General features: G+C 54.7%; 1 protein-coding gene. It reads left to right on the forward strand.

From position 1 onward, the window contains the following. On the forward strand, positions 1-373 hold a 373-nt coding region (locus DMB71_RS00135; protein WP_162614730.1), incomplete at both ends, for a DUF11 domain-containing protein.

Consider the following 373-nt stretch of genomic DNA (forward strand, 5'->3'; position numbering starts at 1 on the left):
CGCAACGCCATCGGCAGGAACCTATAGCGGAACTCTTTGGACAATAGGAAGCCTTGCCAACGGAGCTAGCGCAACCCTAAACATTGTTGCAGCAGTTAACGCTTCCGGACCGTATGCCAATACGGCAACGGTATCAGCAAACGAGCAGGATCCTACCCTGGCAAACAACACCAGCACAATAACTCCAATACCGGTTCCCGTTTCAGACCTGTCGGTAGTGAAAACAGCCGATAATGCAGCGCCAGCCGTTGGAGCCAACGTCACATTCACGATAGCAGCAACCAACAGCGGGCCTAGCGATGCCACAGGAGTGAGTGTTGCCGAAACACTGCCGTCCGGCTATACTTTTGTCAGCGCAACGCCATCAGCGGGG

The sequence above is a fragment of the Flavobacterium tistrianum genome (genome assembly GCF_003254545.1).
GTDB classification, from domain to species: Bacteria; Bacteroidota; Bacteroidia; order Flavobacteriales; family Flavobacteriaceae; genus Flavobacterium; species Flavobacterium tistrianum.